Here is a 23,987-nt window from a genome sequence, read left to right as displayed (position 1 = left end):
GTCAGGCTCGTGCGCCGAGCCGCCAGAGCGACGTGACCTCGGCGCGGCGTGCCGCGTGCAGCGGATCGTCGGCGTCGGCGGACTTCGGGTGTGCGGGGCGGATGTCTTCGCGGCCGAGCACGACGAGGCCGGCTTCGTTGATCCACTGCAGCAGGGTGTCGCGCGGCCGCAGGCCGAGATGCTCGGCGAAATCGGACAGGATCAGCCAGCCTTCGCCGCCCGGTTCGAGATGGTCGGCGAGCCCCGCGAGGAAACCGCGCAGCATGCGGCTGTCGGGATCGTAGACCGCGTATTCGATCGGTGCGCTCGGACGGGCCGGCACCCACGGCGGGTTGCAGACGACGAGCGGCGCGCGGCCGGCCGGAAACAGATCCGCCTCGACGACCTCGACGCGGTCCGCGTGGCCCAGCCGCTCGACGTTCGCGCGCGCGCAGGCGAGCGCCCGCGGATCCTGATCGGTCGCGACGATGCGCTCGACGCCGCGCGACGCCAGCACGGCCGCGAGCACGCCGGTGCCCGTGCCGATGTCGAACGCGAGCGACGTCGCGGGCAGCGGCGTGCGTGCGACGAGTTCGACGTATTCGCCGCGCACCGGCGAGAACACGCCGTAGTGCGGATGGATCGGCGCGCCGCCGAGCGCCGGAATCGGCACGCCCTTCTTGCGCCATTCGTGCGCGCCGACGAGGCCGAGCAGCTCGCGCAGCGACACGACCGACGGTGCGCCGCCCGGGCCGTACGCTTCCTCGCATGCGGCGCGCACGTCGGGCGCGCGGCGCAGCGGGATCGTGTAGTCGGCATCGAGCGGGATCAGCAGCATCCCGAGCGTGCGGGCGCGCTGCGATTGCGCGAGACGATGCAGGTTGAATGCGTCGGCGCCCACCGCGGCCTTCGCCTTCTTCGGCTTGCGCTCGACGCGGCGCGCCATCGCCTGCACGAGCTGGCGCGCATTCTGGAAGTCGCCCTGCCAGACGAGCGCGGTGCCCTCGCAGGCCAGACGGTAGGCCGCGTCGGCGGTGAGACGGTCGTCGGCGGGCACCGCGCGCTTCGGCGGTTGCACGCCGGCTTCGGAGCGCCAGCGCACGGCATGATCGGCGCCGTCGGCGTCGGTCCAGTGGAAAACGGGGAAATCGGTCACGCGAATTCGGAACGGTTGACTTCAACAGGCGGCGGAAATGCGCCGCGCGGACCACACCTTACCCTGCTTTGCGTAACGGGCAAAGCGCGCTCGCATGCTGCAGCGCATCGCGGCGATGCGTCACCCGCCCGACGCCGGCAGCGCCGGCAGGCGCAACGTGCCCGCATCGCTGAAACGCACGGTGCCGAGCACGCCGCCCGCGAGCCGGCCGCGCAGCGCATACGGCAGCTCGCCCGCCGACGCGGCGCCGGCCAGGCCCCATACCTGCCGCGCGGCAGCGAACGCCGACACCGAAACGGGCACGTCGAGCACGGCCTCGCCGAAGCGCGGCACGACGCCCGAGCGGTCGCTGACACCGCTCGCGAACGGCGTGCCGTTCAGGTCGAGCGCGACCGAGATGCCGTCATATGCGATCGGCGCGTCGTTCGGGTTCTGCACGCGCAGTTTCAGGTTGAAACGCATCTCGAGGCCCTGCCCGACGAGCGGGTCGAGCCCGGCGACCGACACGCGCACGGAATCGCGCGTGAGCCCCGCGCAGCCGCCGAGCAGGAGCACGGCGACGATGAACGACAGCACGGCGCGCAGCGGCGCGGCACGAAACGAAACGGGCGGCATGAGCGGACTCCTCGCGGCGAACGACCTTCGCCGCATTGTACCGGGCACGCGCCGGCGCACCGGATTTCGTAGTCCGCGCGCATGCCCAATATGGTTAATAAATTAAAACTACGAATCTCCCGGTAAAACAGAAACGCAAATCCATAACTTTTATCGTGCAATGCAACACAGAAACTTGAATCGATGCAGATTCTAAATTTTTCGTTTCCTTTACCTAAAACCATCAAGTATATTTACGCATCCTTCGAGCAAGCCGACAAACCTTGAAGCCGCATGACGGTGATTTTACGGAACGGCGCACGCGCGTTCCGGTCCCGCAGCACAAGGCCCGGCCGGCTTCGCAGGTCGTCGGTTCGATGGGGTTGCGCGCGCGCCCGGGAAAATCGAACCGGCAGGTCAACCGACAAACGAGAATCAATAGGGGGCAACAGACCATGATTACCTTCACGTAGTCGGCCGCCGTCTTTTCGAATAATCCGTCATTGGCATTTTCATCGCTGTTGATTAATGGCGAGGGGATTGTTTTTGCCGGCGTTTTCGCAGCACTGAACGATTCTTTCAACAATCGAGGTTTCAGTCATGTCGATCGATATTCGCAAGATGCGTTATCTGCCGCTCGTCGCCGCGCTCGCACTCGCCGGGTGCGGCGGTGACGACGGCGGCGTCGGCTCGGCCTCCGCGCTGGGCGCGGCAGGCAAACCGAACGGCGCGTCGACGCCCGCGGCGTCTCAGCCGGCTGCGTCCAACATCGACAAGAGCGCGCACCCGGTCGAGTTGCCGGACACCGTGGTGCCCGTGAACTACCGGCTGTGGTTCCGCCCGAACGACGCGCTGAACGCGTTCGACGGCCGCGCCGACGTCGAGATCAAGGTGCTGAAGCCGGTCAACAACATCGTGATCGCCGGCCACCGGATCAAGTTCACGAACGGCCGCATCACGCTGCAGCCGGGCAACATCCAGCTGATCGCGACGCCGCAGGACAAGGGCGACTTCTACCAGCTGCGCCCCGTGAGCGGCACGATCTCGCCGGGCAACTATTCGCTGCACATGGAATGGTCCGGCATCATCAACTTCAAGTCGTACGACGATCCGGTCACGAAGACGGGCGGCAGTTGCGGCGACGATCCGTATCCGGGCTGCTCGGCCGCGGAAGGCGTCTTCCGCGTCGACCTGAAGGGCACCGACGGCAAGACGAGCGGCGCGATCCTCACGCAGGGCGAAACCAACCTGTCGCGCCAGTGGTTCCCGGGCTGGGACGAGCCGGCGTTCCGCCCGACCTATGAAGTGACGGCCGAAGTGCCGTCGAGCTGGCGCGTCGTGTCGAACGCGGCCGAGAAGCCGTCGACCAACGTCGGCGGCGGCTACAAGCTCGTGCAGTTCGAGAAGACCCCGCCGATGCCGTCGTACCTGCTGTTCTTCGGCGGCGGCCAGTTCGACACCTATGAAGACGACTTCACGAGCCCGCTGCCGGGCGGCAAGGGCGGCCTGCACCTGCGCGTGTTCACGCCGCCGGGCATGAGCGACTGGGCGAAGCCGGCGATGGACCGCACCAAGCAGGCGCTCGACTTCTACTACCGCTACACGGGCATTGCGCTGCCGCTCACGAAGTTCGATACGGTGGCCGCGAACGATGCGTTCAAGGAGCAGAAGGACCTGAACTTCGGCGGGATGGAGAACTGGGGGTCGATCCTCGAGTTCGCCGACGACATCCTGCCGCAGCCGGGCCAGCCGATGTCGCACTACGGCAACGAGGTGCTGACGCACGAAGTCGCGCACCAGTGGTTCGGCGACCTCGTCACGACCGACTGGTGGGACAACGTGTGGCTCAACGAGTCGTTCGCGACGTTCTTCGAGACCAAGACGACGATCCAGTTCTTCCCCAACGAGTTCAGCTGGCTCGACCAGGTGAAGAACAAGTACCGCGTGATCAATCGTGACATCGGCCCGAACGCGTTCCCGGTCGCGCCGAACTTCAACGGCTGGGCGTCGAACGACTTCGTGCTGAGCGCCAGCGCGTTCACGTACGACAAGGGCGGCCATGTGCTGAAGACGCTCGAGAACTATCTCGGCGAACAGACGCTGCGCCGCGGTCTGCAGCAGTACCTCGTCGACTACTCGTTCGGCAACGGCACCCCGAAGCGCCTGTGGGATGCGCTGTCGAAGGAAAGCGGCCAGGCGATCGGCGCGATCGGCGACAGCTACGTCCGCCAGACCGGCGTGCCGCTGATCTCGCTCGACACGCAGTGCGACCTGACGAAGAACCAGACGGTCGTCACGCTGAAACAGCAGCCGTTCCCGAACAAGAACGCGTATCCGGGCCTGCAATGGACGGTGCCGATCACGCTCGCGTACGGCCAGGGTCTCGCGAAACGCACGACGCTCGCGCTGAAGGACACGCAGACGCAAACGCGGATCGACGGCTGCACGGGCGTGGTGGCCGACCCGAGCGGGCTCGACTACTACGTCGTGAACTACAGCGACGCGGCCTGGAGCGGGCTGCTCACGCAGGTCAACGGCTCGACCGATCCGGTGCTGCTCGCGAACCTGAAGAGCGAGGCCGCGCTGCTCGTCGCGAACAACCTCGCGCCGGCATCGCGCTCGACGTCGATCGGCTCGGTCGCTTCGCCGGCCGCGACGCTCCTGCGCATGACGCCGCGGACCAACGAGCTCACGACGCCGCAGGAACATCCGGCACTGCACTACCAGGGCATCTTCAAGCCGCGCAAGGTAGTCACGCAGTAACGCGCCTGTCCGTCCGGCGCCGCGCAGCCTGCGGCGCTGGCCGGCCAACGCGCTTCCCGCTGCTTCGACGGGCCTCCTCCGGGAGGCCCGTTTGCGTTCCGCTTGTGCTGCATGACAGCCCCGTGACGAAGCCTCAACGTTTCGGAGCGGCTGCCGATATCCCTCGGAGCGGGCGCCGGAATCGCGGCCCCCGTTGGCCACGCGCGCAGGCAGGTCGCGCGCATGGCGGGATAATCGCAACCGAATGGAATCGCCAGATGAAAATGAAGTGGGCAGGTTATTTTGTCATACTAATGAGTTTCGCGGCGCAGCCGGCGCGCGCGGATGAAATCTACGGCGGCGTGGCGACGGACGGGATCGGACTGGGATACGGCCATGCGGTGACGCGCTATGCGAACCTGCGCGCGGAATTCGACGGTTTCACGTTGTCGCGCTCGTTCAACGCGGGCGACCTGCGCTACGACGCCCATCTGGACCTGTATCACGGCGGGCTTTTCGCTGACCTGTTCCCCGCGCCGTCGGTCGTGCCGTTCCACCTGACGGCGGGCCTGATCATCGGCGGCGACAACATCGACGCGACCGCGACGAGCATGACGGGCACCTATCGAATCAACGGCGTGACCGTGCCGACCGGCGGCGAGACCATTCACGCGAAGGCGAAGTTCCCGGTCGTGCGCCCGTACTTCGGGCTCGGCTTCGGCCACAACCCGAGCCATCGCGGGCTGTCGGCGTTCTTCGACGCGGGCGTCGCGTTCGGCAAGCCTCACGTGGACTTCGACGTCCCGCCGAACATCGTGGCCGCGGCGGGACAGTCGAACGTCGACGCGGAAGAAGCGAACCTGCGGGACAAGGCCAACCGGCTGCGCTTCTATCCGATCGTCAAGATCGGGGCGACCTACCGCTTCTGAGCGGCGCACGGGGCGCACGGGGCGCACGGGGCGCGCGGCCGCCGCGCCCCGCGTCGCGCTACCGTTCGTCGCCGCGCCGGCGGAACGCCCACCAGGCGGCGAGCGCCGTGAAGCCCGCCACGAGCAGCACCATCAGCCAGAAGCCGTGCTTGTTCTCCGAGAACGGCACGCCGCCGACGTTCATCCCGAAGAAGCCGGCGACGATGTTGATCGGCAATGCGATCACGGTCACGAGCGTCAGCGTGAACAGCGTCCGGTTGTTCTGTTCGTCGAGACGCGAACCGATCTCTTCCTGAAGCAGCTTGATCCGCTCGTTGAGCCCGGCCAGGTCGGCGAGCACCAGCGAAAACTCTTCGGTCGACTCGCGCAGCTCCTGCACGTCTTCCACGTGCAGCCAGGCGGGCGGCTTCGCGAGCAGCCGGAAGATCGACCCGGGCTCGGGCGCGAGCATGCGCTGCAGGCGCGTCAGCGTGCGGCGCATCGCGCCGAGCTCGATGCGGCTCGACGTGAGCCGCTGCGACAGGAAGCGGTCCTCGATGCGATCGACGTCGACACTCGTGCGCCGCATGATCTGGATCAGCAGGTCGGCCTGGTCGCGCAGCAGGTGCACGAGCAGCTCCGCCGGCGACCGGAACTGCTCGCCGTCGCGCACGCACGCGCGCAGCGTGTCGACCGAGCGCAGCGGCTTGAGCCGCGCGGTGACCATGATGCGCCGCTCGACGTGGACGAACAGCGTCGCGATCTCCGACGGCGTCAGTTCGAGGTTGAACATCACGTCGTTGACGATCGCGCGCAGTGCGCCGTCTTCCTGCTCGATGCGCGTCGAGCGCGACCCTTCGTGGAGGAACTCGAAGAAGCTGTCGGGCAGACCGAGGTGCGTGCGCATCCAGCGCTCGCTCGCGCCGTGCGCGAGATTGAAGTGCAGCCAGACGAACGCATCGTCCGGCGCAGCGGCGCGGTGCCCGCGCAGCCAGTCGGCGGCGGCCTCGGCGTCGAGCATCGCCCCGGGCTCGCCGGGCATGAACCGGAATCCGCACACCATGCCGGACGTATCGGCGCCGTAAGTCTGTACGATCAGGTCCATCATGTCGAAGGTCGCGCGGCGCGCGGCGAACGGGCATCATCGGCGGGCGCGCCGCACGCGCCCGGACGCCGCGCAGGGAAAGGAACCACGACGTATGCCCGACCGATGTGACGTTTTCGTGACGACGTCACGAATGGCGTCGCGGCGTCGAAAGCAACGCGCCGCCCGGCGGGCGGCGCAAGCATCGGCAACGGGGGCGGCTTACTGGCGGTTCTGCGACTGCTCGGCGGACGGGCACGCGGGATCCTTGCCCCAGTGACCTTCGCAGACGCGCCAGCGGCACAGTTGATCCTCGAAAAAACCGCGCTCCGAACATTCCTTCACGCGCGCGGCGAGCGTCGCGCCACCCGCCGTCGCAGCGGTCCTGGTCGGCGCAGCCTGCGCCGCGGGCTTCTTGTCGGCGGGCTTCGTGCGCGCGACCAGCGCCGCGAGCAGATCCGCATCCGGATCGTCCTTTCCGGCCGCCTTCGCACTCGCGGTGCGGGTCGACGTCGCGTCGCGACGCTTCTTCGCCTGCGCGAGCTCGGCCTGCTGTTCCTTGCGATGCTTGCGGGCCTCGGCCTTTGCGTCAGCCTTCGCGCGCGCGGCGTCGGTCTTGCTGCGGGCGGCGACCGTGGCGGCCGGGATCGCCTTGGCCGCCGGCTTCGCGCCCTTCGCGGCATCGGCTTTGGCTGCCGCGACCGGCGCGACGGCCGGCACGGCGGCACCCGACGCAGCGGCGCCCGATGCATCGTCGGCGCCGTTGGCGAGCGCGCGCGACAGGCGGCTGTTGTCCGCGGCGGGCGCGGACGATGCGGAAGCAACGGTTCGGGAAGCGGCGTCGTCGTTGACGATCGTGGCCGGCTGCGGCGCGCTCGCGGCATGCGCTACCTGCGGCGCAACGGCGCTGGCGGGCGCGGCCTTCGCCGGCACCGGCACCGCAGGCGCGGCGGGTGCCGCGGGTGCGGCAGCCACTGCCGTGGTGGTATCGTCCGCCTGCTGCATGCGCCATGCCCCCCAGCCACCGACGGCAACCACCAGTGCAACGACGGCCGCGATCGGCGCCTTCAGCGAACGGCGCGGCGGTTCGGCCGGCGGCGTGACACGTCCTTCCAGATTCGCGAGAATCCGCGAATGCTGGGACCCGTCGGCCTGTTTCGTGTCGGACAGCAGGCTGGGCGGAGATTTCGAATTTGAATTTTCCGGCGCACTCATTCAGCGTCTCATTGAATCCTGGTTTAATTCACCGCGATAATATAGCCCGGCCTCTCGAAGCAGCCTGATTCTAAGAGCAAGCATTGCAAAACACAATCAATTCCAATTTCCGGGGATTTCGTTGATTGCCGTCGCACTCGTCGCCTATTTCGCCCTTGCCGTAGCCGTTGCGGCACTGTTGCTTTTACCGGGTATCCGCGCGACCGTTTTCGAATCCGTCGCCCAGTTTCACGGCCGTCTTACACGCCGTGCGAACGATCGCGCCGCGCGTACGCGAAGTCAGATTGTTAAATCGGCAAGCGTTACGCGCGGCGCTTTAAACGACGTGCAAAATTTACTGGTTCGGCGGCGCTTGATGATTATGGTATCGGCAGGTATTCTTGCGACGCCGCCATTGGTCGCCATTGCGTTACGCGGCCGGCAATTGTTCCAGTACGACGACACGGCACGCGTGCCCGACGAGAAGATCGCCGCGCTGCTGCAGGGCGAACAGCTCGTACCGCCCCCGCCGCTGCCGCCGGAAGTCTTCGCCACCAAGGAAGTCGAACAGGTACGTCCGGCGCTGAAGGATGCGAGCCGCGACTGGAACCTGCTGGATCCGGATTTCCGTACGCGTTTGCTGCTGGTCTACAAGATCATGCACGAACAATATGGATATGAAATGGCGTTGCTGGAAGGTTACCGGAGCCCGGAACGGCAGAACCGGCTGGCGGCAATGGGCGGCAACGTGACCAACGCGGCGGCCTTCCAGAGTTATCACCAATTCGGGCTGGCGGCCGACAACGCATTCCTGCGCGACGGCAAGCTGGTCATTTCCGAGAAAGATCCGTGGGCGATGCGCGGCTACCAGTTGTACGGCCAGGTCGCCGAGCAGGTTGGCCTGACCTGGGGGGGCCGCTGGAAAATGATGGATCTCGGGCACGTGGAATACCATAAACCCGGTTTTAAACTGGGACGCGGCAGCTAGCCAGGGCTGCCGGACAGGAAATAATGAGGGCGGCATGGGGCTTTTTAATATCCCGGCAGGAAACGATATGGGCGGCGCAAAAAATCATGCATTCCGGTGCGCGATTTTTTCCGGCCGCCGCTTCCGTTTTAAATCTCACAGCGTCCTTTCGTTAATGCGCGCGCCTTCTCCGATGCCGCGGGCGCATTGATGCCAGCCCCCTTCATCCCGTTTGACAGCATGGCGACACATCGCGGCGCCACCCTTGCCGCTCGACGCGCCTGCGTCGCCTCACCGAATCGCACCGGAACCTGAACGTCCTATGCAACGCATCCTCAACGTGCTGACTCATCCCCGTACGCTCTCGATCGTCGGGATCGTCGCGCTAGCGGCCATCCTCTTCATCGTCGCCGACATGCTGCAGTTGCCGCTCCTGTGGGCGGCGATCGCGTTCGCGGCGATCCTCGCGCTGTGGCTCGTCGTCGCGCTGTGGCGCCGCTGGCGCGTGAAGCGCGCGAACCAGCAGCTCGGCCAGGTGCTGGAGGAGCAGGCGGAAACCGGCAAGATCGCCGCGCCCGCCGCCGCCGCGCTCGCGCCCGACGCGAAGACGGCCGACCTCGACGTGCTGCGCACGCGCCTGTCGGATGCGGTGAAGACGATCAAGACGTCGAAGATCGGCCAGGTGTCGGGCGGCTCCGCGCTGTACGAGCTGCCGTGGTACATCGTCATCGGCAACCCGGCCGCGGGCAAGAGCAGCGCCGTGCTCAATTCAGGCCTGCAGTTCCCGTTCGCGGACAAGAACAGCGCCGTGATCCACGGCATCGGCGGTACGCGTAACTGCGACTGGTTCTTCACGACCGAGGGGATCCTGCTCGACACGGCCGGCCGTTATTCGGTGCACGAGGAAGATCGCAGCGAATGGCTCGGCTTCCTCGGCCTGCTCAAGCGCTATCGCCCGAAGGCGCCGATCAACGGCATCATCGTCACCGCGAGCATCGCCGAACTCACCGGCAACCGCCCCGAATTCGCGATCAACCTCGCGAAAAACCTCCGCCAGCGCGTTCAGGAGCTGACGGAGAAGCTCGAGGTGTTCGCGCCGGTCTACGTGATGTTCACGAAGGCCGACCTGATCACCGGCTTCACCGAATTCTTCAGCAGCAGCGACAAGCACGAGTACGACCGCGTGTGGGGCGCCACCCTGCCCTACGAACCCGACGACAAGCGCGACGTAGTCGCGCAGTTCGACACGCACTTCGAGGAACTGTACGAAGGGCTGAAGGAAATCAGCGTCGCGCAGCTGTCGCTGTCGCGCGGCAACCAGCTGTCGCCGGGCCAGCTGAGCTTCCCGCTCGAATTCTCGACGATCAAGCCGTCGCTGCGCGCGTTCCTCGCGACGCTGTTCGAGAACAACCCGTTCCAGTACAAGCCGATCTTCCGCGGCTTCTACTTCACCAGCGCCTTGCAGGAAGGCGAAACCAACAGCGCGGCCGCGCAGCGCATCGCGCAACGCTTCGGCCTCGACGGCAGCGCGCTGCCGAAGCCGCACAGTGCGTTCTCGAAGAACGGCTTCTTCCTGCGCGACCTGTTCTCGAAGGTGATCTTCGCGGACCGCCAGACGGTGCGGCAGTTCGCGAGCCCGACCAAGACCCGGTTGCGCTACGCGACCTTCTTCGGCTTCGTCGCGGCGCTCGCGCTCGCGCTGGGCGGCTGGACCTGGTCGACGATCGGCAACCAGCAGCTCGTCGCGAACGTGCAGGCCGACCTCGACAACGTCACGCGCCTGCAGCAGGGCCGCAACGACCTGCAGTCGCGCCTGCAGGCAATGGACATCCTCGAAGACCGGATCGAGCAGCTCGAGCAGTTCCGCCGCGACAAGCCGGTCTCGGTGTCGCTCGGCCTGTACCAGGGCGACCGTCTCGAGCAGCACCTGCTGACCGAGTATTACAACGGCGTGCGCCAGATCCTGCTGGCCCCCGTGTCGCAGAATCTCGCGTCGTTCATGAAGGACGTGAACGCGCACCCCGAACAGCTCGTCCCGATGACGCGCCCGCCCGAATCGGGCGCCGTGCAGGGTGGCGCGATCCCGGTCTCGACGAACGCGGCAGGCGCCGCGCCGCAGGCCGGTGCCGCACTGGCCGCGTCCGGCACCGCGCCGGCCGCAGCGCAACAGCCGGCCGCACCGCAGGGCGGCCTCTACAGCGACGCGTCGCCGACCAACGTGCAGGACGCGTACAACGCGCTCAAGACGTACCTGATGCTGTCCGACAAGCGCCACGTCGAGCAGGCGCACCTGACCGACCAGCTCGCCCGCTTCTGGCGCGGCTGGCTCGAGACGAATCGCGGCAACATGCCGCGCGACGAGATGATCAAGAGCGCGGAGCGCATGATCTCGTTCTACCTGTCGCGCGTGAACGACGACGACTGGCCGATGATCGACGCGAACCTCGCGCTCGTCGACCAGACCCGCGAGAACCTGCGCCGCGTCGTGCGCGGCATGCCGGCCCGCCAGCGCGTGTACGAGGAAATCAAGGCGCGCGCATCGACCCGCTTCGCGCCGATGACCATCGCGCGCATCGTCGGCGACGGCAACCAGGGGCTCGTGGCAGGCAGCTATGCGATTCCGGGCACGTTCACGCGCGAAGCGTGGTTCGACTACGTGCAGCCGGCGATCCGCGACGCGGCGACCAAGGAACTGCAGGCGAAGGACTGGGTGCTGAACACGTCGACGCAGGACGACCTGACGCTCGAGGGCAGCCCCGAGCAGATCCAGAAGACGCTGGTCGGCATGTACAAGACCGAGTACGCGCAGCACTGGCAGAAGTTCATGCAGGGCATCGCGGTGCAGGGCTTCAGCAGCTTCGGCCAGGCCGTCGACGGGATGAACCGCCTCGGCGACCCGCAGGATTCGCCGATCCGCAAGATCCTCGAGACCGCGTACGACCAGACGTCGTGGGACAACCCGTCGCTCGCGAACGTGACGATCAAGAAGGCGCAGACGGGCGTCGTGAACTGGGTCAAGCAACTGTTCTCGCGCTCGCCGGCCGGCCAGGTGGCGGCCGCCAACATCGACATCAACGGCAATCCGGCCGAGGTGCCGATGGGTCCGATCGGCCAGGAATTCATCGGGCTCGCGCGGATCGTCGCAGTGCATGACGGCACGTCGATGCTCAAGGGCTACATGGAGTCGCTGTCGAAGGTCCGCACGCGCTTCAACGTGATCAAGAACCAGGGCGACCCGGGCCCGGGCGCGCGCCAGCTGATGCAGCAGACGCTCGACGGCAACGGTTCGGAACTCGCCGATTCGCTGAAGCTCGTCGACGAACAGATGCTGACCGGCCTCACCGATTCGCAACGCAAGTCGCTGCGTCCGCTGCTCGTGCGGCCGCTGATGCAGGCGTTCGCGGTCGTGATCCAGCCGGCCAGCGCCGAAGTCAACAAGGTGTGGAACGCGCAGGTCTACCAGCCGTTCCAGAACTCGCTCGCGACGAAGTACCCGTTCGCGGCGAGCGCGAAGGTCGAGGCCGGCGCCGGTGAGATCGCGCAGGTGTTCGGCCCGGACGGCTCGATCGCGAAGTTCGTCGGCACGACGCTCGGACCGCTCGCGGTGCGCCGCGGCGACACCCTCGCCGCCCGCACGTGGGGCGACATGGGCATCGGCCTCACGCCGGACTTCACGAACGGTTTCGCGCGCTGGGTCGCGCCGCTCGCGGGCGGTGCGGCAGGCAGTGCGAGTGCGGCCGCGTCGTCCGAGCCGCAGACCGTGTTCCAGATCCTGCCGCAGCCGAGCACGGGCACGACGGAATACACGATCGCGATCGACGGCCAGCAACTGCGCTACCGCAACACGCCGCCGCAGTGGACCAACTTCGTGTGGCCGAACCCGCAGGGCTCGCCGGGCGCGACGCTGTCCGCGACGACCTTCGACGGCCGCACGGTGCAGCTCGTCAACGAGCCGGGCCGCTACGGCCTCGAGAAGCTGATCAACTCGGCGCAACGCAAGCGCCGTCCGGACGGCACCTTCGACCTGACGTGGGCGCAGGGCAGCGTGAACGTGTCGGTGACGATGCGCATCATCAGCACGTCGCAACCGTCCGGCGGCGGGGGCAGCGACCAGCCGCAGCAGCAGAGCCTGCGCGGCCTGCAGCTGCCGTCGTCGGTCGCCGACGTCGGCGCGGGCTCGGCCGTCAACGCCACCGCCCAGCCGGGCGCGGGCGCGTCGGGTGCATCGGGTGCAGTCCCGGCCGCGCCGGCCGCGCCGGCCGTCGCGGCCGCCAACGCAACGAATGCACAGGGGGCGCAATGACGCAAACCGTACAGGCGCAAATCGCCTACTTCGGCAAGATTCCGTCGCGCGGCGACTTCGTGAAGAGCCCGCACAATCCGCAGTTGCTGCAGACGCTCGACCGCTGGATCGCGCAGGCGCTCGAACTGCTCGCGGAAGATCCGCGCTGGAAGCTCGTCTACGAGGATGCGAAGCCGATGCATTTCGCGTTCCTCGGCTCGCGCAGCAAGCTCGCGATCGCGGGCCACATGGTCGCGAGCCACGACGTGTCGATGCGCCGCTTCCCGTTCCTCGGCGCAACGGCGCTCGAGGTCGACCGGCCGCTCGCGTTCCTCGCGCGCAGCCCGCTCGCGTTCGCGCGGCTGTGGTCGCGCGTCGCCACGCAGATCCCGCCGCTGCTCGGCAAGGACGAGCCGCCCGGCGCGCTGCAGGCGCTCGGCGACACGCAGGTGCCGATCGACGTCGGCGGCCCCGGCACGTCGCATGACGGCACCTTCAACGATTTCGTCGAACACCAGTCGCTGTACGGCCTCCAGGCGATGCTGCTCGACAGCGGTCATCCCGTGCGGCTGCGCGGCGCGATGCTCGCGCTCGGCTCGCTGCTGCGGCCGGTGATGCAGAGCGGCTCGTCGCACATCGAGCGCGGCCTCACGCTGCCGCTGCCGGTCGATCCGTTCTACCGCAGCCTCGTCGCCGCGTTCTGGCTCGAACTGATCGCGCCGTTCGTCGCGCAGGCCGATTTCGAGCTCGCGATCTTCATCGGCACGATCGCCGAGCGCGAACGGCTCATCATCGGCTTCAACGGCGCGTCGGCCAAGACGCTGCTGAGCGTCGTCGACCCGCAGACCTACGCCGCCCACAACATCGACATCGACGATCCCGAGTGGATCGACGCCCATGCGCAAAACGATCACCAGATCAGCAAGCTCGTCAGCTACCTCGACCAACCGCAACTCTCGCTGCGCGTCGCCATCGACGCGTTCCGTGAAGCGTTCATCGGAGGCTGACAGCATGCGCAACACGAATCACGCCCGCCGCGCGCGCTTCTCGCCCGTCATCGCCGCCCTCGTCGCCGCCGGCCTGCTCGCCGCCGGCGCCAGCAGCTTCGCGCAGAACACGGGCGCGACGGTCACGCCGGTCGGCAACGGCACCGTACAGACGAGCGCGCTGCCGGCGACCGCCGCGCCCGCGTCGCTGACGTCCGGCACGGCCGCGCATCCGGCCGCCGCGACCACGACACTGGCGCCGCCGCCCGCGACGGCGACACCCGGCCAGGTGGTCGTCGGCGGCAAGGTGCCCGACGAGGCGACCAAGGCCGCCGTGCTGCAGAAGCTGCGCGATACCTACGGCGCGACGAACGTCGTCGACCAGATCGAGGTCGGCGACGTCGCCACGCCGCCGAACTGGAGCGCGAACGTGCAGAAGCTGCTCGGCGCGCAGCTCAAGCAGATCAGCAAGGGGCAGTTGAAGATCAACGGCACGCAGATCGAGATGAAGGGCGAGGTGCACAACGAAGCGCAGCGCCAGCAGCTCGCGAGCGACATGGCGAACACGCTGAACCCGACCTATACGATCAAGAACGGGCTGCGCGTATCGGCGTCCGAACAGGGCGTGCTCGACCAGACGCTCGCGAACCGGACGATCGAGTTCGAGACGGGCAGCGCAACGCTCACGCCGCAGGGCAAGCTGATCCTCGACCAGATGGCGGCCGCGCTCTCGAAGATGCAGAACCGCACGGTCGACATCATCGGCCACACCGACAACTCGGGGAACCGCACGTCGAACATCGCGCTGAGCCAGGCGCGCGCGGATGCGGTGAAAGGCTACCTGATCACGAAGAGCATCCCGCCGCAGCAGATGACGACGACGGGCGTCGGGCCGGACCAGCCGATCGCGCCGAACGATACGGCGGATGGGCGGGCGCGGAATCGAAGGATCGAGTTCCGGGTGGGGCAGTGAGCGGGGGGCGGGGATTGTGCGGGTCCGTATTCGACGCTTGTCGGCGGACATGAACGTTGCATTGCGCGCCGGCCGGGTCTTGCCTGATTTTGGCGATCTGCCGGCCGGTCGGGAATGAGATCACGGGCTGCTCGACTGGACGCTCGCAATGCGCACGATCGAGTTCCGGGATCGGGCAGCGAGTTGCGGGGGGCTTGGGGGGCAGCCGCCACCTTGTGAGGGCGACGTCAGCACGCCGCTCACCATGCGCTACGGCGCGTTCCCACGCAGACGGACAACGCCCGGCGACTGCTCGAAATCCTGGATCGACATATCGAGCTGCGACGGCGGTCCATCCGCCACACCCAGTGAATAAACGTCGTCGATCAACCACGCATCGCCTTCCTTGACGAGGATGACGTCCGAGCGCCCCACCGAATAAGGCTTGCGGGTGCCCTTCACCATCTCGGACCAGTCGACACGGACTCGTACGCGCGATGGATCCGCGACCAGGATCCTCACGGGACGCGTAACCTTCATTCGCACGTCATTGCCATAGTTCGATGGATCGCTGTCGATCTCGGAGTCGGACAAGCGTACGTCGAGCATTCCAGTCACCTTGTCGGAATCGACGCACGTTCTTTTCATCAGCGCGAACAGTGCATGAGAAAAGACCGTCTTGAATATCCTCGTATACTGCGCGTCGCGATACGCGCGGTGATGCACGCGGCGGTCCAGCGGCATGCCGTTGCCGTCGGTACGGCTGAAACGGCACGACGCGTCAGCGTGTGACAGTGAGTAGTATTGCTTGACGGTCGCCTCGATCTGCGCGGCGTCCGCCGCTGCAACGCGAGCCACCTGAGCCTCCAATGCCGCGCACCAGGCCAGCATCGATATCGACAGGAACAACGACGCACGCAGTTTCAATTACTGAACTCCTTTACATACTTATCGAAATCGGCCTTGAGTTGCGCCATCGTGTAGCCTTGATCTTGACTCGTGCCTGGCATACATGCCCATTCGTTGCGCAGCAATGCCACGGCTTTCTCGATCTCGCCCGTTCTGACGTAACCGAGCTTCGTTGCATTGATGCCGACTTCGATCAACCGGCCCCGACACGCGGACGCTCACTCGTCCTGTGCCCGTTTCAGGTAATCCTCGAGAACCTTCGTTCGTTGCTCAGTCAATTCCGCGAGGCATTGCGCATGATTGGCGATCAGCCATTGGTGCGCACCACCGCTCGCACTTGTCCTGAAGTCACATTCAGCGTCCCGGAATGCTACCCAGGTCCGTTGAGCCGACACGATCTGTGTCCTGGGGATCAGACCGCTATCATCGAGCACGATCCGCGCGTCATTCCGGCGACTTCCGCGCCAAGCCGGCCGTCGGCCCCCTCTATGGGCCACCACGCGTCGACAGACCGCCCTCCGACCTCAATCGCCCACCAATACGACCGGCTTCTGGTGGATACGCTCCAATCGACGCGGCAAGCGAATCATAATCAAGTACCCTTTTACGATAATGCCGGCGAGAAGCTGAGAACACGGGCACAAGAGCAACGTCACGAACAAGAGCAAATCCCTTGACGCGTCAAAAGGCGTCAATATTCGTCCGGACAGGAACACCGCAGGAGCCGCCAACAGTACGATCCCCAAGCCCATGCGTTCGATCGGACCGCGATTGTCGGCGAATGAGCTCAATTGCTGCATCCCCGCCAATCGGTATTGAATCTCGCTCCCGACGTCCTTGAATACTTGCTCAACAAATTCAGGCCTCTCAAGTATTGCAGATACCCGACGACCGGTCACGATCACCCATAGAAGAGTAAGCACTACCGCTGCGCCGATGCAGATGAAGCGGACCATCGATGGCATCGGCGTGTATGAAAAGTAGAACGCCCACGAAATCCCGACTACAAGAAAATATGCCGAACACATTACGAGGATGCTGAATATCCCATACGAGCAAAGACGCCCTCGCCCGCCATCGGCACGCCACACGACAGCCTGCCCAACGACAGTAATCAGCACCACGATAATGGATATTTCCAACGGGAGAGTGCTCCCGACAAATAGAGGCAGTCCTAGCACGTAGGCACATCCGATCAGAAAAATCCCAAATCCCAGATTTGTTCTAAAAAGCACACCATATCTTCCGGATAACTCTCTTTTTTCCATCATCTCAGTAGGCAACAATCATCGGATAACCGTCATAATCTTTCGGGTACGTTTTCTCGAGATATCTCATGGCCCTTCGGGCCAATCCCGTCGCCTTTTTCGTATAAAGGTAGTGATTATCCGCAACACCAATCACATAAAATAAAAATGCCGTTACACCTATCACGACAAGAGCCACCCAGCCTCCCACCGCAACACCGAATCCCGTGAGAGCAGTCGTGAGCAGATAGTAGACACCCGCCCCAAGTATGGATGAAATACCTGCAGCTACAATATCGATACCTACCTTGGCAACGAGATCGGCAAGCCCCTTACCCCTCGTCCCGTCCGGATTTATCTGCTCATAATCGTGATACCACTCGGCTACATCAAGGCCGATCGTCAATATGAAAGCAATCCCCCCTGCCCCTTTGAAGGCGCCTGTCCATGCTTTCGCCGACGCCTTGGCCGTCTCCGCCATTCCTTCGGCCGCACCAGCCGCGATCGCCATTATTTTCGTGCTTTTTAACTTGTAACACATTGGCGAACGTGTACCACTTGTCGCCGGCGTGCAGCAGCACCGTGCCAGGCTGCCAGCGCACATCGTCTATATCCAACTTGCTGCTGATCGGCACTGCCGCGGGAGGCGTACGGCGGAAATCGTACAAAGAGGTGGATGGTGGATCCGAGAAGCCTCCACTGAAATCCTCCATCACCATTCTCGATATGGCGCCGCTCTTGTCGTCCAGTTCCGGGTAGTACATATGGCGTGAGCCGTAAAGCTCATCGAAGCGCTTGCCGCCGAGATCGACATGGCCGGCAACGCCATCACCAGCCATATGCTCGACTTTCGAAATCGTGAGCGCCCCCGCCACGGTGCGAATCGTGTCGTGATCTCCGCCAGCCGTTTGAGCTTGAACACTGGCACAGCAGATGGACATCAAAACAGCCAAGATCGGACTATGACCGAACATCTTTCGGGCCGCTGCAATATCAACGTCCCGAGTCTTCGAGGGTCCTCCAGACAACATCAACATCGTCAGAAATAACGACGCATGCCGCCCAACCGCATGTAATCGATCATCGATCAAAGATCACCTTCTTGCCCGTCTCACGCTCGAGTTTGAGTGGCAGGTAGATTTGAAAATAGGCAAACCGCACAAAAATTTTGCTCACGAGCCAGCAAGTAATGGGGAGACTAAAAGCCGAAAGAATGATGAACACCCCATGCGGCCCGCCGGTCTTTTCGAACACGCGCCCGGACAGCATCGCATAGCCGATGAGGATCGGCCCCACGGTGGAGACTAGCCAATATGGAACGGTGATCAACGCGCCAGGCCCCTCAACGGTGCCGATTACAGTGTCCGACTCGACCGGGTAAACAATGCGATCTGATTCCACTCTGAAGAGGCGCTCAGTCAATCCAAGCCGCCGCGTCTCACGGCCGTAAATATGCCACGTCAGCCACGCCCATCCTATCGCCGCAGCGAAGCATACAGGAAGTGCAACTGCGCGAATCGTAGAAGGCATCGGCGCCCAACAGAAATAAAACAGCCAATACGATCCCAGCAATAACCACACGGAAAAAAAACCGATGCATACTGACGCGCCTGCCCAGACCAGGCGCTTTGCCCGTCGATTCAGGAAATAATGCACGTACGCAAAAATCTGGCAGAAAATCTCAATTGCCAACGCACACATCCATGGAAATCCGGATGATCCAAATGCGCAAAATGCAAACCAATAGAACACGACTGGGACGATCCCGATGCATGCGAACATCTTTGCGCCCAGTAGATGGCCGTCGATTCGAGTCTTTTCTATTTTTCCCGCACCGCGTTGGTGTTGTGTCGAGGCTGGCCTCACAGTGTGGCTCCTGTCGAAATCACTTTTCGTGTCTCGATGGCGAGCCGCTACGTCTCGTTGCCTGCGTCAACAGACTCCATCGTCCCGCCAGCGACGATCGGCCACTCACTGACCAAGGATGACCTTCTTGCCGGTTTCGCGTTCGAGCTTGAGCGGCAGGTAGATATGGAAATAGGCCAGCCGCACGAAGAAGCGCCCAACAATCAGGCAGGAGAGCGGAAAACTAACGATCGACAGCATGATGAACAGTATGTGCGGACCACCGGTCGTTTCATAGACGCGACCGGTCAGCATTGCATACGCAGTACCAGCCGAGCCGATTAGCGACACCAGCCAAACCGGTGGAACCGGCAGCCAGCTCCATGAGCGCTCGAGCATCGGGACGCCACTATCCAGCGTATCCGGGTAGACGATTGTGTCAGGCTCGATGACAGGCATCCTCCGGACAAGGCCCAATCGTTCCGTCTGACGCGCATAGTTTCTCCACGTGATCAGAATCGTGATGGCTGTGATACCGACGCAAAATGAAAGCGATATCAAGCGTGCCTCAAACGGCAATGGCGCAAATCCAAGGTAAAACAGCCAATAGGAACAGACCGCCATCCAGATCGGTACAAAGGCAGTGATCGCGGCTACGCCCTCCCAATACAAGCGCCGTGCGCGACGATTCATCAAGTAGTGGACGTAAATGAGCGTCGGACAAAAAAACTCCAGCGCCAACGCGATCTGCCACGGAACATTTGAGGATCCGAACGCATTGAATGCTACCCAATACACGCCCAGCGGAAGCAGCCCTGTGAACAGGCTGAGCTTCGCCACAAGGGGGTGCCCATCAATGCGCGTTTTAGTGGCAGCACCCTTGTCACGGACACTGAGCGAATGTTCAATTTGAGTCACGGCGTTGCTCCCATCGGGAAAACCGGCCAGGTCGACTTTGAATAGGTATCAGGGTAGTCGCGCGGCAGCTTCTTCTCGAGCAATTCGCCAGTCTTGCGAAGCCACTCGGCAAAATTGTCACCGAAAGTCTTATCCGCCTTGTCCTTTTGATTGAAGGGTGCAGCAACCAGGTAACCTACTGCCCACATGATCACCACTGCACCAATCGCAATCGCCCAGACTGGTGCCGTAACGGCACCGGCCGCCGTCGCTGCGGCAGTCGTAAACATCGCGCTCAAAAAAGCAGTAGAGACGAGTGTCGTTGCCCACATCTGAAACACGTCAATCCCGATCGTGACAAGCAGATTTGCAAAATCCTTCTTCCTCGTGCCATCACTCTTTATCGTTTGAAAGTCTTTCCACCATGCCACTGTGTCCATGACGATCGTAAGCCCCAACGCTTTTCCCGTCATTGTTCTGACATTGACTGAAGCTTTGCCAGCTTCCCAAGTTGCTCGGGAGCTCGCAGAGAGCGAGCCAGCTCCCCCCACTAACGTCATGACCCGCACGTCTCTCGAATGAGCTCGATACGTGGTCAGAAGAAAGCCCAATAGATCCCGTTCCTTCCTGGAAGTCTGGAAGAACATCGTGAACTCTCCGTTCGAGTTCCGGTGAATAGAGAACACGCGATTCCACAATCCCTTCAATGGACCATTCGGCCCAAACGCATCCCAACTGTACCCTAGCCCGCCGGCAATTTGAGCAATGAGAAAATTCCGCGAAATCGTACTGAGCGGATCCCATGTGTATGTGTCCGCGCCACTCGCAAAGAACTCAACGAGTTCGGGTGGAACCGTCGAGCCAGTAGTTTGTTTGATCTTGAACGCGTGGACTGTCGGCATCCCATCTCTCGACCTGGTCGCCTTAGCCTCCGAAAGAGGCACCGGCGCCGACGCGACCTGAGTGGCGTTGCCCGAACGTACACCCACACTCGATCCGGAATGACCTGATTGACCCGCCCCTTGTACACTTGACGGTAGGGATGACGCGAGATGTTGTGAATCTTGCGGGCCCTCCCCCAGCGATCTCAAGTCTTTCGCAAGAACCTGGTTATCGTGCATGACGATCAGCATCGGCGCCGGCTTGTCCTTCGGATCCTCCGTGCAGCCCTTCGTGCAGTCCATCTTGCTGATCGCGTAGCGCCCCAACTCCTTTTCGCCTTGCTTGAGAATCAGGCTCCCCTCGAAATTGCGGCCGACCCACAAATGGCACGGCTCGCCGTCCTTGAACGTCGTCTTGGCAACATTCAGTTTCCGCTTCGCATCATAGAAGCGCCCGTTGGGCTGATCGGGATGCGTCGTGGTGACGGTATAGGTCGAGCCGGCGTGAAGCTTGACGTCGAATACCACATCACGATGCTTGCGAAGCGTGATGGTCGTATCGGTGTGGGACGCCACACACACCGGCTCGCCGGGCAGGTCGATATGAACGTCATGTTTGACGAGCGGCTTCTTGCCCATTTTTACTCTCCCGATCGCGTGATCTGATTGGCCACAAACTGATCAAAATCGATGTCCTTCAACTCCGCCCTGCCTTCGGCGTCGAGCGCGACGCTATGCACGGTCCCGTCCTCGGTCGTGAACTTGATCGGCTCCCCATGCGGCACATTCCCGTCCGCATCGACATAGCGAATCCGCATGTCCGCCTTCTTGCCTTCCATCTTGAACGTCTTGTGGAGGCTCGTCGGCCCGCTGAACGCGTGCTCGCCCCCCTTCACGTCGACCTTGCCCGGCGCGTGAATCTCGATGTTGCCGTCCTTGATCCGGATATACGCGCCGCCCGACGTCAGCAGGATTTCCTGCTTCGCGACGCCTTCGAGCGTCGCAGTCGCCGACAACAGCTTGACGGTCTTCTGTGCAACCATCTCGATGTTGTCGTTCTGCGCCTGTATCTCGACGTCGCCCTTTGCGGCAAAGAGCTTCATGCCCGCGTTCTGCACGAACAGGCTGAGCTTCTGCTTGACGCTCGCCACCAGCGATTTACCGCTGGCGATATGCGTGCTCTGACCGCTGACGAGGTTGACGTGCCGGTCCGCGGCCACGTGCGTGCTCTGCTGCGTCGACAGCGCCACGCCCGCCGGACTGCCAAACAGCATCACAGGTTCCTTGAATGCATTCGCGCTGCCGGTGCCGCCGCCCGCGGTCCTGCCTCCCGACGACGAACCCTGCACGCTGTTCTGCGTCGCGCCGGTGAAGGCCTTCAGTGCGTCGTGACCGTCGCCGAGGCTTTCCGCCTGATGCATCTGGCTCGCCTGCGACATTGCCTCGATCAGGCCTTCGGCATTGACGAGCTGTTGCTGCGCCTCGCTGACGTCGAGCGGCTGGCTGCTCGCCTGCTTCGGATGCGTCGTGACGTACAGCCCCTGCCCGGCACGCACCGCGCCGTAGGCATCGGTCCGCAAGTCGAAGCCGGTGCCGAGATACGCACCGCGCGTATTGCCGTTCTGTTCGATCAGGTAGCCGACGTGAAGCAGCGAATTCGCACTGCTGCTGAACAGGCGCGCGCGATTCTGGCCGGTCGCGTCGTCGAGCACCATTTCGTTGAAGCCGGCTCCCGAATACTCCTTCGATCGATGGCCCGACATGATCCCGTCGCTATGCCATTGCGGCTTCACCGCGCCGTTGTAGATGCGATGCAGGACGATCGGCCTGTCGCAGTCCCCGCCGAGATAACCGACGAGCACTTCCTCGCCGACTCGCGGAACGTGTACGCTCCCGTAGCCGCCGCCGGTATCCGACTGCGCGACGCGCACCCAGCATGATGCGCGTTCGTTGCCCGGATTCTGTCGATCCCAGATGAACATCACCTTGATCCGGTTCAGTTCATCCGTGTAGACCTCTTCGCCGCTCGGACCGACCACGATGGCCGTCTCGAGCTGCATCACCGGCTTCCCGTGCTCGAACGGACTGCGGTACGGCACCGTCGCGCGCTGCGCTTCGACTTCGACGAGATAGAAACCCGCCGAGCCGTCCTCATGCGCGACCCTGAACGCGGCCTCGTCCGCGCAACCGGCTTTGGCCTGTGCCAGCCGGTTCTGCAAGCTATGCGGGAAGCCCGCTTCCTGAGCCGACAGCGGCAGGTTGTTCTCGATATACCGCGAGACCTTGATGGCCGCGAATTCCCGTTCGCGGTCCGGATCGCGGTCGTGCTCCGGATGGTCGGTCAGCACGAAGCGCCGGCCGGCATCGACGCCTCGAACGCCGCCCGCGCCGAAGAATCGCTTCGCACGCGACTCCCATTCCTCCAGGCGAATCTTCGACAGATGCTCACCGCGATCCTGGTTCAAATACGTGTAGGCGCCGGTGTACTCGTAAACTTCGGCCTGCTCGGGCAGATTCCCTTGATCGGCCATCGTCGGCAACGTCGTACCTTTCGGATTGACCGGAGAGGACGGCGTCTTATAGTCGAACGTGCGCGTCGTGTGCAGCGCGCTCTGCAGGGTCCGCGAACCGGCCCACTGCGTGAATGCGTCGGTTTCGCTGCCGGTTCCCGCCCGATAGAATCCAACGGACTTCGGCGACATGTCGTCGACCGCATACAGGTCGTCGGTCACGACGAGCGTGTGTGCGTTGCCGTCCTCGTCATGCCGCCAGAAGCCGAACAGTCCCTCGTCTTCCATCAGGCGATGCACGAAGTTCCAGTCGGTTTCGCTTTGGCGGCAATAGGAGCGCGAAGGCAGCGGCTTCGACAGCGCAAACCGGAACCGCCCTTTGGCCTGCGGATGCGCATTGAATACATCCGTGATGACGGCGTCGACGCTCGTGTCCTGCCAGTACCGCATATCGCTGCGGAACTTTAGGAAATGCATCCATGAGGCGAAAGTCAGCTGATAGCTCGACAGGCTGCCATCCGCGCCGAGCCTGCGGGCCGTATGGATGTAGCCGTTGATCGGCAGATACGACTTGTTCGCCTGCTGAATCCAGAGCGTGATCGGTTGGGCGATCAGCTTCTTGAGTTCGATATCGCCGGCGGTCGACACCATGTCGAGCGTGACGCTGAAGTCGCGGCCCAGTTCGGAATGGGTCACGGCCCGGCGCGGCACGAGCGCATTGCCCGGCAACGACGGAATGTCCATCTTCAGCAAGCGATCCTGCTGGATCAGGCCGCCGCGAATCGCCTGAATCAATTCGGTGATGTTCATACGTCGTCCATCTGCTTGTTCGTCGCAATCCCGCGCTGCCTCCC

20 protein-coding genes are annotated in these 23,987 nt (G+C 63.8%); 6 read left to right on the top strand and 14 right to left on the bottom strand.

Annotation, left to right across the window (positions count from 1 at the left end):
* Position 1 precedes the first annotated feature (1 nt).
* Positions 2-1,135: a methyltransferase gene (locus WT26_RS05715; protein ID WP_069272347.1), complete on the bottom strand. Its 1,134-nt coding sequence runs from the start codon at positions 1,133-1,135 to the stop codon at positions 2-4.
* 120 nt (positions 1,136-1,255) lie between these two features.
* The gene (locus tag WT26_RS05710) at positions 1,256-1,750 is read right to left on the bottom strand and encodes an LEA type 2 family protein (RefSeq protein ID WP_069272346.1); all 495 of its coding nucleotides are present in this window, start codon (positions 1,748-1,750) and stop codon (positions 1,256-1,258) included.
* Between the two features lie 579 nt (positions 1,751-2,329).
* Between WT26_RS05710 and WT26_RS05705 the strand changes: the two genes are divergently transcribed.
* Positions 2,330-4,492, top strand: coding sequence for a M1 family metallopeptidase (locus WT26_RS05705; RefSeq protein ID WP_069272345.1), 2,163 nt, complete (start codon positions 2,330-2,332; stop codon positions 4,490-4,492).
* A gap of 257 nt (positions 4,493-4,749) precedes the next feature.
* Entirely contained in the window at positions 4,750-5,400 is a 651-nt protein-coding gene (locus WT26_RS05700; RefSeq protein ID WP_059879928.1) for a hypothetical protein, read from the top strand.
* Positions 5,401-5,458: 58 nt separating this feature from the next.
* On the opposite strand, the gene WT26_RS05695 is transcribed toward WT26_RS05700, so the two are convergent.
* Complete coding sequence (locus WT26_RS05695) at positions 5,459-6,484, bottom strand: transporter (protein WP_069273694.1); 1,026 nt, start codon at positions 6,482-6,484, stop codon at positions 5,459-5,461.
* 201 nt (positions 6,485-6,685) lie between these two features.
* The gene (locus WT26_RS05690; protein WP_069272344.1) at positions 6,686-7,678 is read right to left on the bottom strand and encodes a phage tail protein; all 993 of its coding nucleotides are present in this window, start codon (positions 7,676-7,678) and stop codon (positions 6,686-6,688) included.
* Positions 7,679-7,799: 121 nt separating this feature from the next.
* On the opposite strand from WT26_RS05690, the gene WT26_RS05685 reads away from it, so the two are divergent.
* The 4 genes from WT26_RS05685 to WT26_RS05670 all read left to right on the top strand — a co-directional run bounded on the left by WT26_RS05685 (position 7,800) and on the right by WT26_RS05670 (position 14,865).
* Positions 7,800-8,645, top strand: a complete 846-nt coding sequence (locus tag WT26_RS05685; RefSeq protein WP_021161809.1) for a M15 family metallopeptidase — start codon at positions 7,800-7,802, stop codon at positions 8,643-8,645.
* Positions 8,646-8,946: 301 nt separating this feature from the next.
* Entirely contained in the window at positions 8,947-12,927 is a 3,981-nt protein-coding gene (gene tssM, locus WT26_RS05680) for a type VI secretion system membrane subunit TssM (protein WP_069272343.1), read from the top strand.
* On the top strand, positions 12,924-13,913 hold the full coding sequence (gene tagF / locus WT26_RS05675) for a type VI secretion system-associated protein TagF (protein ID WP_059522317.1): 990 nt from the start codon (positions 12,924-12,926) through the stop codon (positions 13,911-13,913). The genes tssM and tagF overlap by 4 nt, the downstream gene beginning before the upstream one ends.
* A 4-nt stretch (positions 13,914-13,917) precedes the next feature.
* Positions 13,918-14,865, top strand: coding sequence for an OmpA family protein (locus WT26_RS05670; RefSeq protein WP_069272342.1), 948 nt, complete (start codon positions 13,918-13,920; stop codon positions 14,863-14,865).
* Between the two features lie 249 nt (positions 14,866-15,114).
* On the opposite strand, the gene WT26_RS05665 is transcribed toward WT26_RS05670, so the two are convergent.
* The 10 genes from WT26_RS05665 to WT26_RS05625 form a co-directional block, all read right to left on the bottom strand.
* Positions 15,115-15,771, bottom strand: coding sequence for a hypothetical protein (locus WT26_RS05665; RefSeq protein WP_230461602.1), 657 nt, complete (start codon positions 15,769-15,771; stop codon positions 15,115-15,117).
* Positions 15,768-15,950: a hypothetical protein gene (locus tag WT26_RS05660; RefSeq protein ID WP_059811797.1), complete on the bottom strand. Its 183-nt coding sequence runs from the start codon at positions 15,948-15,950 to the stop codon at positions 15,768-15,770. Before WT26_RS05660 ends, WT26_RS05665 begins: the two co-directional genes overlap by 4 nt.
* Positions 15,951-15,971: 21 nt before the next feature.
* On the bottom strand, positions 15,972-16,148 hold the full coding sequence (locus tag WT26_RS39010; RefSeq protein ID WP_418220241.1) for a lysozyme inhibitor LprI family protein: 177 nt from the start codon (positions 16,146-16,148) through the stop codon (positions 15,972-15,974).
* A 129-nt stretch (positions 16,149-16,277) separates the two neighbouring features.
* A complete protein-coding gene (locus tag WT26_RS05655; RefSeq protein WP_069269844.1) occupies positions 16,278-16,895 on the bottom strand; it encodes a hypothetical protein in 618 nt (205 codons plus the stop codon).
* A gap of 130 nt (positions 16,896-17,025) precedes the next feature.
* Positions 17,026-17,406, bottom strand: coding sequence for a hypothetical protein (locus WT26_RS05650; RefSeq protein WP_069272341.1), 381 nt, complete (start codon positions 17,404-17,406; stop codon positions 17,026-17,028).
* Positions 17,390-18,091, bottom strand: coding sequence for a hypothetical protein (locus WT26_RS37960; RefSeq protein WP_196222141.1), 702 nt, complete (start codon positions 18,089-18,091; stop codon positions 17,390-17,392). The genes WT26_RS05650 and WT26_RS37960 overlap by 17 nt, the downstream gene beginning before the upstream one ends.
* The gene (locus WT26_RS37130; protein WP_415872503.1) at positions 18,081-18,692 is read right to left on the bottom strand and encodes a hypothetical protein; all 612 of its coding nucleotides are present in this window, start codon (positions 18,690-18,692) and stop codon (positions 18,081-18,083) included. Before WT26_RS37130 ends, WT26_RS37960 begins: the two co-directional genes overlap by 11 nt.
* A 279-nt stretch (positions 18,693-18,971) precedes the next feature.
* Positions 18,972-19,763: a hypothetical protein gene (locus WT26_RS05635; RefSeq protein ID WP_230461600.1), complete on the bottom strand. Its 792-nt coding sequence runs from the start codon at positions 19,761-19,763 to the stop codon at positions 18,972-18,974.
* On the bottom strand, positions 19,760-21,262 hold the full coding sequence (locus tag WT26_RS05630; RefSeq protein ID WP_069269842.1) for a hypothetical protein: 1,503 nt from the start codon (positions 21,260-21,262) through the stop codon (positions 19,760-19,762). The genes WT26_RS05635 and WT26_RS05630 overlap by 4 nt, the downstream gene beginning before the upstream one ends.
* Positions 21,263-21,264: 2 nt before the next feature.
* Positions 21,265-23,943, bottom strand: coding sequence for a type VI secretion system Vgr family protein (locus WT26_RS05625; RefSeq protein ID WP_069272340.1), 2,679 nt, complete (start codon positions 23,941-23,943; stop codon positions 21,265-21,267).
* Between the last annotated feature and the right edge of the window lie 44 nt (positions 23,944-23,987).

Source organism: Burkholderia cepacia, from assembly GCF_001718835.1.
GTDB lineage: Bacteria > Pseudomonadota > Gammaproteobacteria > Burkholderiales > Burkholderiaceae > Burkholderia > Burkholderia cepacia_F.
The sequence above is the reverse complement of the archived record's forward strand: the minus strand, read 5'-3'. Positions and strand labels throughout refer to the sequence as shown.

What these genes read in the sequence shown, in the direction of transcription:
- WT26_RS05710 (WP_069272346.1), bottom strand. Translation starts at nt 1,750, where the DNA reads ATGCCGCCCGTTTCGTTTCGTGCCGCGCCGCTGCGCGCCGTGCTGTCG.
- WT26_RS05705 (WP_069272345.1), top strand. Translation starts at nt 2,330, where the DNA reads ATGTCGATCGATATTCGCAAGATGCGTTATCTGCCGCTCGTCGCCGCG.
- WT26_RS05700 (WP_059879928.1), top strand. Translation starts at nt 4,750, where the DNA reads ATGAAAATGAAGTGGGCAGGTTATTTTGTCATACTAATGAGTTTCGCG.
- WT26_RS05695 (WP_069273694.1), bottom strand. Translation starts at nt 6,484, where the DNA reads ATGGACCTGATCGTACAGACTTACGGCGCCGATACGTCCGGCATGGTG.
- WT26_RS05690 (WP_069272344.1), bottom strand. Translation starts at nt 7,678, where the DNA reads ATGAGTGCGCCGGAAAATTCAAATTCGAAATCTCCGCCCAGCCTGCTG.
- tssM (WP_069272343.1), top strand. Translation starts at nt 8,947, where the DNA reads ATGCAACGCATCCTCAACGTGCTGACTCATCCCCGTACGCTCTCGATC.
- tagF (WP_059522317.1), top strand. Translation starts at nt 12,924, where the DNA reads ATGACGCAAACCGTACAGGCGCAAATCGCCTACTTCGGCAAGATTCCG.
- WT26_RS05670 (WP_069272342.1), top strand. Translation starts at nt 13,918, where the DNA reads ATGCGCAACACGAATCACGCCCGCCGCGCGCGCTTCTCGCCCGTCATC.
- WT26_RS05630 (WP_069269842.1), bottom strand. Translation starts at nt 21,262, where the DNA reads ATGGGCAAGAAGCCGCTCGTCAAACATGACGTTCATATCGACCTGCCC.
- WT26_RS05625 (WP_069272340.1), bottom strand. Translation starts at nt 23,943, where the DNA reads ATGAACATCACCGAATTGATTCAGGCGATTCGCGGCGGCCTGATCCAG.